9 protein-coding genes are annotated in these 8548 nt (G+C 34.1%); 6 read left to right on the top strand and 3 right to left on the bottom strand.

Annotation, left to right across the window (positions count from 1 at the left end):
* Window positions 1-221: 221 nt before the first annotated feature.
* The 3 genes from PMI10_RS19445 (at window position 222) to PMI10_RS19435 (ending at window position 2748) form a co-directional block, all read left to right on the top strand.
* Window positions 222-1265 (top strand): hypothetical protein, encoded by a 1044-nt coding sequence (locus tag PMI10_RS19445; RefSeq protein WP_007810958.1) that lies wholly within the window; start codon window positions 222-224, stop codon window positions 1263-1265.
* A 90-nt stretch (window positions 1266-1355) separates the two neighbouring features.
* Window positions 1356-2126 (top strand): hypothetical protein, encoded by a 771-nt coding sequence (locus PMI10_RS19440; RefSeq protein ID WP_007810957.1) that lies wholly within the window; start codon window positions 1356-1358, stop codon window positions 2124-2126.
* Window positions 2127-2160: 34 nt separating this feature from the next.
* A complete protein-coding gene (locus tag PMI10_RS19435; RefSeq protein ID WP_007810956.1) occupies window positions 2161-2748 on the top strand; it encodes a porin family protein in 588 nt (195 codons plus the stop codon).
* A gap of 238 nt (window positions 2749-2986) precedes the next feature.
* Here PMI10_RS19435 and PMI10_RS19425 read toward each other — a convergent pair whose 3' ends face one another.
* Entirely contained in the window at window positions 2987-3733 is a 747-nt protein-coding gene (locus PMI10_RS19425; RefSeq protein ID WP_007810955.1) for a hypothetical protein, read from the bottom strand.
* A 51-nt stretch (window positions 3734-3784) separates the two neighbouring features.
* Entirely contained in the window at window positions 3785-4249 is a 465-nt protein-coding gene (locus PMI10_RS19420; RefSeq protein WP_007810954.1) for an Mpo1 family 2-hydroxy fatty acid dioxygenase, read from the bottom strand.
* 161 nt (window positions 4250-4410) lie between these two features.
* Between PMI10_RS19420 and PMI10_RS19415 the strand changes: the two genes are divergently transcribed.
* Window positions 4411-4956 (top strand): DUF4494 domain-containing protein, encoded by a 546-nt coding sequence (locus tag PMI10_RS19415; protein ID WP_007810953.1) that lies wholly within the window; start codon window positions 4411-4413, stop codon window positions 4954-4956.
* Between the two features lie 672 nt (window positions 4957-5628).
* On the opposite strand, the gene PMI10_RS19410 is transcribed toward PMI10_RS19415, so the two are convergent.
* Window positions 5629-6858, bottom strand: a complete 1230-nt coding sequence (locus tag PMI10_RS19410) for a TMEM143 family protein (RefSeq protein WP_007810952.1) — start codon at window positions 6856-6858, stop codon at window positions 5629-5631.
* A 360-nt stretch (window positions 6859-7218) separates the two neighbouring features.
* On the opposite strand from PMI10_RS19410, the gene PMI10_RS19405 reads away from it, so the two are divergent.
* Entirely contained in the window at window positions 7219-7641 is a 423-nt protein-coding gene (locus PMI10_RS19405) for a DoxX family protein (protein ID WP_035632343.1), read from the top strand.
* Between the two features lie 196 nt (window positions 7642-7837).
* Window positions 7838-8446 carry a YkgJ family cysteine cluster protein gene (locus PMI10_RS19400; RefSeq protein ID WP_007810950.1) on the top strand — a complete coding sequence of 203 codons (609 nt, stop codon included), beginning with the start codon at window positions 7838-7840 and terminating at the stop codon, window positions 8444-8446.
* The last annotated feature ends 102 nt before the right edge of the window (window positions 8447-8548 follow it).

Below are 8548 nucleotides of genomic sequence, written 5' to 3'. Positions count from 1 at the left end.
GAGCGGAGTCGAAGGCTTTTTACTTCGAAAGGGCTTCGACTAAGTTTATCCTGAGCGAAGCCGAATGGACTCAGTCTGACACCTTTTTGAATTACATTCACGGGTAAATAAATATTTTTTTTATATCAAGGGTGGGGTAAAAATAATGTTGGTTGTCTTACTGATAGAAAGGCGTACAAAACTCGTCAGTAGATATTAAAAAAACATTAAAATTTAAAATTATGAAAAAGTTAAGAACTATAACAGGAATCGTATTGATGTCAATAATTGGATTTACATCATGTCAAAGTGAAGTTGATAATGTAGAAGGTGAAAACCCGAATACAAATAATGCTAATTCAACTACAGCAAATAATCTTAAGCGTACCTCTATGTATGATGGTTCATTTGATGATTTTTTAGATGGTAATTCTTGTTCTTCTGTTTTGTTTCCGGCTACTGCTACTGTAAATGGTACACAGGTTTCTCTTTTAAGCCAATTAGATTACCAACAGGTTATTTCTATTCTGGGGCAATTTAATGACGATCAGGATACTGTTGTTTTTCAATTTCCTTTAAAAGTTAAATTAAGTAATTACACTGAAGTAACAGTTGCCAATCAAACAGAATATAATGCCATTATTAACGCATGTGGCACAGCTGAATCTTCCGGTCAAAATGCAATTTCATCCTTGAATATAACCTTCCCGATTACTATTTTAACTTATGACGTAAGTTTGCAACAGACAGGAAGTATTGTCATAACATCTAAGGAACAATTATACACCTATATTTCTAATTTAAGCAGTACAGAATTATTTTCAGTAAAATACCCAATATCAGTAACACTTATTGATGGATCAAAAATAACGGTTTCAAGTGATACTGAATTTCAGGCAGCAATTACTGCATCTCTTAAAACTAAGGCTACTATGGAAGCAGCGGCTGAAAATGTAGATAAACTGGAGACTATATTGGTTAATGGTATGTTTAAAGTAAATTCATTGGTGAATGCGGGAGTTGAGACGGCCAATAATTATCAGGATTACACGATAGATTTTGCCAACAATCTAAGTGTTAAAGCAGTAAATACCTTAAATACCACCGTAAACGGAACATATGCAGTAAGTTCACAGTTGGATGTGATAGTAGAATTAAAATTTACAGGCAGTACAACATTTAATTTGCTAAACAATAATTGGAAGGTAACAAGTTTTACCGCAAGTACAATTACATTGCAAAGCACAACAAATGCAGCATTGACTTTAGTATTAAAACAAATATAAAATGGTTTGAGTTCAGTAAGTTTTAAGCAAAAGTTATCTTTTTTAGATGCTTTTGTTTAAAATTTATGTAAAGAATTAAAAAGAAAAAAAATGAAAAAAATAATTCTGGCTCTGAGTTTGATCTTTGTCTTAATTTTATCATGCTCCAGGCAGGATGATGAAGCTGCCGTAAACGGAAATTTAGTTTCTAATAATAAAAAGGCAACAGGAAGCTCCTCTTATGATTTATTGTCAGATGATACTTTTAAAAGTATGGTTATTGAAGTGGTTTATGTAGATGGATATGAACCTTCGACAGCTGCGATAAATAATTTTGTTTCCTTCCTTAACGAGAGAGTTAATAAGTCAAAAGGAATTACTGTAGTTAAAAGAGCTATTGCTTCACCGGGAAAAGCAACCTTTACCAATCAGGAAATTATAGCTATTGAAGATGCTAACAGAACAAAATACAACTCTTCAGATCAAATAGCTGTCTGGGCTTTTTTTGTAGATGGAGAATCGGCCGACAATACCAGTTCTGCTAAAGTTTTGGGTACCGCTTATAGAAATACTTCTTTTGTAATTTATGAAAAAACCGTTCAGGGATTAAGCAGTAGTCCATTTCAGCCTGGCCGAAGTTTATTGGAGACTACGGTTATAACACATGAGTTTGGACATATCCTTGGCCTGACTAATCTGGGAGCTAAATTACAGAGTGACCATGAAGATTCGGAACATGCAAAACACTGTAATGTAGAAAGCTGCCTGATGTATTGGTCAGCGGAATCAGGAAGCGGAATAGCCAATATGGTTTCAGGAGGAACTGCACCAAAGCTGGACGCACAATGTTTGGCTGATCTTAAAGCAAATGGAGGAAAATAAAAAGTATAATTAAGAATATAAATAATAAACAGAGATGAAAAAAGAAATCTATACAGCAATAATTTTGTTTTTTGGTGCCTTGTCAGTGATGAATGCCCAGGACAGTGTAGTACATAAATCTAACGGCGGGATAAAAGGAGGTTATAATTTGGCTGCGGTTAATTATGACGGAAGTGGGGAAACAGGGCAGCGTCATGGTTTTCATGTTGGTGTTTACGGAGAGTCTTTTGTTAGTGAAAGTTTCTCTATTCAACCGGAATTAATGTATTCGCAACAAGGATACGAAATTAAAAACAGCAGCGGGACCTTTACCCAAAAGCTGAATTATATTAATTTACCAATAATGTTTAAAGCCTATCCTGCTAAAAATTTCTTTTTAGAAACGGGACCGCAAATAGGATTGGCAATTTCTCATAAAGAAGAATATGAGGGACTGTTTAGCAGTACACAAGAATATGATCCTAAAAATTTCGATTGGGGAATGAATTTTGGGGCAGGGATTAAAACGGATTCAGGAATTAGTTTTGGAGTACGCTATCATTTGGGTTTAGGCGATTTGTATGATGATGATAATAAGGCTCAAAATAGAGTTTGGCAATTTTCACTGGGAATTGATCTCTAGTTATTATATTTTTTTTTATTAGATGCCCCTCAGTAGTAAATCTTCGAGAGGGGTTTTCTTTTTATACTGTAATGAATAATTTTTAGGAGCTAATCCAGCCATCCACTTTATCTTTTGTGGCAAACCCCGCCACAAAAGGATGCCGTTTCTGTCTGGGCTAGGACTTTGGTATTCAGAAGGAAAGGGCTCCGACTCCTCCTGATACCTATTTTGAGGTTCACCCAACAGGTTGCATAGATTATTCCTCAAAAACTTTTTCAGTATCAACAGGATTGTTTTCCTGATACAGTTTCTGACCAATTACACCTTTATCTCCTAACGCACGTCCTTTAATTAACCAGGCGGTTCCAAAAGCAAAAAGCGAAAGCGCTTCAAAAATCAAAGTCGAATAAGGAAACAGTTTTAGTTGTCCAGCTACAGGTACCATAATTACAAACACCAGTATTGCATAACCACAGAATCTATAAATATTATTTTCGTTCAGCATGCTTTTTGGGGCTTTGGGTCCATTTTCTTCGCTAATTGTAAAGACATTGATTGCCAATAAAGCCAGTATTAGAAATAAGAAAGCTGCCAATCCATAATGAAGCAGGCCCAGCCACTTTTCAGTATACGGAATCAGTGTATAAATTTTATCCGAAGCTTTATTTGGATTCGTAGGTATCAAAGCAACTCCCAATGCCATGATTCCGGCGATGTTAGTCAGCAGATTATCATTCTTCCAGAAAGAAGCATTCCCATGACCTTTATATCGAATTAAAAATAAACCCACGGCACATATTGTTCCGGTAAAAACTTCCCTCAGATTGGTATAATAATAATGACTTATGGAAGGCTGGACCGGTGTCCGAAAGAATGTAATCAAAGACAAGCCTACCAGAAATATCGGTAAACTTATTCCCAAATATCCAATAGCCCGCCGAATCCTTCTATAGGTGTAAATATCATAACTTTCAATTTTAACCTCTACGGTATTTATTTTCATAGGTATTGCCAAGGTGTAGTAATGAATAATTTGTTTGTGTTGAAGCCGGAATTATTTTTTAGAAAACAAATTTTCTACAACCCAGGCCGGACCAATCATTAAAAATTGAAGATCTTTTAAGAACGAAGGTTTTTTGCCTTCAATATTATGTCCGTAGAATTGCCCGATCCATGCGATGACAAAAACACCAACGGAGAAAATCCATAACGGAAAAACCAGTCCGATATAATAGTTAACAACCAGGCAAATTGCCGAAAAAATTGCAATTTTAATTGCCATGGCAATTGATAACCGAATATAAAAGATAAGTACAAAAAGCAATACAACAACAGCCCAGTTTTCGATTATGGGAGAATTTAATTTTAAGGTATTGGAGATAATACCATTCGGAATACTCATCAGTAAACCAACAATAGAAAAATAAATCGCCGGAACACACACATAATGTATTGCTTTATTTTTCGGGTTCTGATGACTTACTGCATATTCTTCAAACCATTGTTCTAATGTTCTCATTTTTTACGATTTAGGTGTCTAACAAAGCTATTAAATATTTTGGATTTTTTTACAATTGTTAACAGTGATTCTAAATTTTGAAATTGTGAATATCTATTTTTTGGATTGTCTATTTTATTTCCTTTAAAATCTATCTTTGGCATCCTTAAAATTATATAGAGATGAGCGCAATTTGGTACGAATGCAAAGTAAAATATAGAAAAACAGATGATATTGGATCACAAAAAGTTACAACAGAACCTTATTTGGTAGATGCTATATCATATACCGAAGCAGAAAGCAGGATTAATGAAGAAATGGCTGCTTATGTTAGTGAAGAATTTAAAATCACGAATATAAAAGTGGCGAATTATGCTGAGATTCATCCTTTTGAAAACGCAGATCGCTGGTTTAAATCAAAAGTTTCTTTAATAGCTTTTGATGAAGAAAGCGGTAAAGAGCGTAAAACAAATATGTATCTGTTAGTGCAGGCCAATGATGTAAAAGAAGCATATGACAATACAATTACAGTAATGAAAAACACGATGGGTGACTATACAATCCCTGCTATTTCGGAATCTCCAATAATGGATGTTTTTCCTTATTTTAGTGGAGAAGAAGGAGATTTGGAACAACTGGAAAGATTCAATACACTTAAGGCATCAAAACCGGAAGTAGTTGCAGCTGGAGAAACAGTAGAAGATTTTATAGAAGTTGAAAGCGAATAATCTGCTGACGATTTGATATAATTACAGGAAAGAGGGCATTGCTCTCTTTTTTTTGCTTTTACTAGAATTCGTGCATTAAAATGAAAATAAGAATAGCACCAAACAATATTGAAATCCACAAGTAAAGAAGCGTTTTTTTTGTCATGATCTGAATAGATTTTAATTTAAAAACAAAGCACATATCACTTGGAATTATTTTTTTAAAATAATTAAAAAGGGGATGAAATTTGTTTTTTTAATTGCACAAAAAATAAATTATTAATATAATCTGGGCTATAAAAACATTTTGCTTTTGTCTGGTCAATATTACGAATTAAATCGACAAACAGCACAGTAATCGGTTAAAACGCTCTGTTTTTTTATAATAGCAGGATTTTACTGTAAAAATGAATTAAACTTAATATTTTTAATGTTTTTGTATGAAATTTGTAATTTTTTACTAAATAAAATTTAATGAATTTCCTTGGGAGTAATTTTTAAATGAAAAAATTCTTACGAAAATAATGAATTTGATCAGAAATGAGTAGTTTTTTTGCTGAAATCTTCTTTTTTTATAATTTTTTACAAGCAAAAAACTGTATAAAGTCAGGAGACATTTATACAGTTTTCAAAAGCGACTTCTTTTAGTGTATGATGTGATTTTTTAAGGAAATTTGAGAAAAGTATAAAAAATTATTTTTGATTATACTCAAAAACAGTATCCCACAATTCATCAATTTTAATTATGGCTTTTTCAGGAGAAATAACTTCCCATTTCCCATTTGTTTCCAGACCAAGACCGATGTTTTTTAATCTCAGTAAAGCATCTTTTACATCAAAATCAAGTTCTGTGTTTAGTTCTGTCTTAAACCAGGATTCAATTTGAGAATCAAGTGCTGAAGCTGTTAAAGGATTTTCGCTTCTATGTAAAAATGCATAAGCCAAAATAGTTTCTTTCAGCACCTCTTCTTCAGAAGAATTTAGCAATGAATAAAAGGCACCGCTGTTGTTTCCGAGATTCTTAAAGTAAAGACTGTCGGAAAGCATTTTTCCGTATTTGATTTTTTTATTGACAAAGTTGCTGTACTGGCGAAATAAGTAGGCACATAATATTCCAAGTGCAATTAAACCCTGATTTAGCGAAGCCTTACTGTTTAGCAAATCAATTGCTTCCCCCGATTGATACGCACCATACATGCCAATCAGGGCCGGAATTACTTTAGTACTCAATAATGAAATTCCACCGCCGACTCCCGGCACCCAAAACAATAATTTATCTGTAGTGGACATTCTCGGAACAGCATTTGGGAATATTGTTTCGAGATCTTTTTTAGGAACACGTTTAAAGATTTTTAAACCGATAGATCCGGGATCAATGGGTAATTTCCTTAATTTGACCTTTTTCTCCTTAAGATAATCAGCTTCGTTATAATTGAGATAAATCATAACGCGGTCATAGTATTCTACTTCTATTTCTTTCTTCCAGAAAATAAATTTAGTTACCGTTTCTTTTGCTTTATGACTTCCGCGAACATATAATTCGTAGTCTTTAAAAGCATTAAAATCTATCGAAAGCTTTAAACCGATTAAATCCGACTCCTTAAAAGCCTTATCCAAAGTTTCCTGATCAATACGGGTGTAATTGCCATTTTCTAAAACAGTAAGAAGCGTTTCCTTAAAAACCGAAAAATCACTTTTGCCTATAAAACCTTCACGCTCTTTCGGACTTAAATCCGGGTCGAATAAAGCATAATTCTGTTTCAGGTTACGGTTGAGGTTAAAAGCCTCGTAATGAAAATAATGTTCGACGATATCAAATAGCTTTTTAAAATCATCAACCTTTTTTTGGTCATCAGAGAAAGCTGCTATTTGTTGTTTGAGTAAGAATTCCTTGTGAAAGGGAATGTAATTTTCTCGTGTCATATTAAATTCAGGGCTTTAATTTTAATGGAAATTTTTACGAATCAGGCACAGGCAAGGTACAAAAAGCAACTTGTTAAGTCCTGCAGTAATTCTAAAACGCAAAAATACCACCCGAAATTTGATTTTTGAGCGGTATTTGTATTAAAGTTTAGTTAACTCGTTGGATGTATAATTTTTAATAATTACACCCAAAGGGTTTAGTTATTTTTTTTAAAGGTTCAAAGAAAAGGGATTGACATGGAGATTACACAAAGATTCTATGAAAACTTTGCAAAGGGCTTATTAATTATTATCGTAAATTTGAGAGGAACACTTAATAAAATAATCTCCTTTAAAATTTTAAACAAATCACAGCCTGATATGGAAAATATAAAAACCACTAAAACTCAAAATTTCTTTAGAATAGTGTTGGGAATCTTTATGATAACGGCTGCCATTGGTCATTTTACTTTTCAGAGAGTCGATTTTCAGGCGCAAGTTCCTGATTGGATTCCGCTTGATAAAGACCTTATTGTCATAATCTCCGGAATTGTAGAAATTGCATTAGGTCTTAGTATGCTGTTCCTAACGCGATATAAAGTAAAAGTTGGAATCGTGTTGGCAGTATTCTACGTATTGGTTTTTCCGGGTAATATTGCCCAGTATTTAAATGGCACGAGTGCTTTTGGACTCGACACAGATCAATCCCGTCTGATCCGATTATTTTTTCAGCCCGTTTTGATTTTTCTGGCTTTATGGTCAACAGGAGCGATTGCTTATTTTAGGGGTTCGAAGGTTTCTTAGGGGCTCAAAGGGGCAGAGAGGCAAAGGTTCAAAGGTTTTAAAATCCAAAGGATTTTTATTATTTTTAGGCGAAAACCTGAAACCTGAAACCTGAAACCTGAAACCTGAAACTTTCTAATTATTCCCCAAACTATTCACAATAAAAACACAGTTCTGGCTTAAGCCATTTCTATTAGCTTACCTTACACAAAAAAGGATGGCAATAGAACATAAGGTTCGGCAGGTTGAAGCATTGTTTGACCGTCTGGAAATTGAAATCAGTAGTTTCAAATCAGAAACTCATTTGCATTGTAATGCCGGTTGTGGCAAATGCTGTTCCAAACCCGACATAGACGCTTCGCCTTTAGAATTTTTACCCTGGGCATTTCATTTATTTTTGAATGGAAAAGCCGAAGAAACGGTAGCATTATTAAGCAATGCAGCTACTACCAATTGCCTTTTATACCGTCCGCTTTCTGTTTTGGAACATCATAAAGGAAGTTGTAGCAATTACCGTTATCGCGGATTAATATGCCGTCTTTTTGGTTACGCCGCCAACACCGATAAATTTGGGAAACTGCGATTGGCTACCTGCAAAATCATAAAAGAAGAACAAAACGGAAACTTTAACGCAGCTGAAGAAGCCATTATAAAAGGCAAATATGTACCTGTTTTTACCGATTATTATATGCGGTTAGCACAAATTGATTTGAGATTGGGAATTACTTTGCTTCCTATAAACGAAGCGTTAAAAATGGCTATCGAAGAAGTTCTGCATTATTATGCCTACAGACCATTTCCGGATGGACTTGGAAAGATTGCCTAAATTATCGAAAATTTTTACTAAAAGGAAAGTTTTGAGTTGCCTCCAGCTTCATCTCAATGTCATTAAGTTAAGGGATATTGTCGTCAGTTCGAGTGTTTTCTT

It is taken from the genome of Flavobacterium sp. CF136, assembly GCF_000282055.1.
Taxonomy (GTDB): Bacteria; Bacteroidota; Bacteroidia; order Flavobacteriales; family Flavobacteriaceae; genus Flavobacterium.
This window is presented reverse-complemented; position numbering and strand designations above follow the sequence as displayed.

What these genes read in the sequence shown, in the direction of transcription:
- PMI10_RS19445 (WP_007810958.1), top strand. Translation starts at nt 222, where the DNA reads ATGAAAAAGTTAAGAACTATAACAGGAATCGTATTGATGTCAATAATT.
- PMI10_RS19440 (WP_007810957.1), top strand. Translation starts at nt 1,356, where the DNA reads ATGAAAAAAATAATTCTGGCTCTGAGTTTGATCTTTGTCTTAATTTTA.
- PMI10_RS19435 (WP_007810956.1), top strand. Translation starts at nt 2,161, where the DNA reads ATGAAAAAAGAAATCTATACAGCAATAATTTTGTTTTTTGGTGCCTTG.
- PMI10_RS19425 (WP_007810955.1), bottom strand. Translation starts at nt 3,733, where the DNA reads ATGAAAATAAATACCGTAGAGGTTAAAATTGAAAGTTATGATATTTAC.
- PMI10_RS19420 (WP_007810954.1), bottom strand. Translation starts at nt 4,249, where the DNA reads ATGAGAACATTAGAACAATGGTTTGAAGAATATGCAGTAAGTCATCAG.
- PMI10_RS19415 (WP_007810953.1), top strand. Translation starts at nt 4,411, where the DNA reads ATGAGCGCAATTTGGTACGAATGCAAAGTAAAATATAGAAAAACAGAT.
- PMI10_RS19410 (WP_007810952.1), bottom strand. Translation starts at nt 6,858, where the DNA reads ATGACACGAGAAAATTACATTCCCTTTCACAAGGAATTCTTACTCAAA.
- PMI10_RS19405 (WP_035632343.1), top strand. Translation starts at nt 7,219, where the DNA reads ATGGAAAATATAAAAACCACTAAAACTCAAAATTTCTTTAGAATAGTG.
- PMI10_RS19400 (WP_007810950.1), top strand. Translation starts at nt 7,838, where the DNA reads ATGGCAATAGAACATAAGGTTCGGCAGGTTGAAGCATTGTTTGACCGT.